General features: G+C 42.2%; 1 protein-coding gene. It reads right to left on the bottom strand.

The annotated features are described in order from the left end of the window. On the bottom strand, positions 1-318 hold a 318-nt coding region (locus tag FS736_RS25535), incomplete at its 3' end, for an efflux RND transporter permease subunit (protein ID WP_395883920.1). Positions 319-334: the final 16 nt, after the last annotated feature.

Raw genomic sequence — 334 nt, 5'->3', positions numbered from 1 at the left:
AATGAGGATGAACGGCAGAGTGAAGATGATGACAAATGGATACTTGAATGATTGGAAGTGCGCAGCGATGAGAAGATAAATGAGGATGATTGGGAGAACGAAAGGGAGAAGGAAGTCATGAATTGAAGATTGGAGAAGGTGTGTGTGCGGAGTGAAAAGAATGTGGGTTTGATGAGGGAAATGAAGGTGTTGTATGTTTTTATGGAGTTGTTTGGAGATATGTGGAAGATTGGTTGAAGAGTTGTATTTGATTGTGAATTGAAGTGGAGGGTGGTGATTGATGGTGTGGATTTTAAGAGGTGGGGTGGGGGTTTGAATATTGGGAATGTGGGGA

This window comes from Cytobacillus oceanisediminis 2691, assembly GCF_007678455.1.
Lineage (GTDB): Bacteria > Bacillota > Bacilli > Bacillales > Cytobacillaceae > Mesobacillus > Mesobacillus oceanisediminis_A.
Note: the sequence above shows the minus strand (reverse complement) of the source record. Positions and strands in the feature narration are given on the sequence as shown.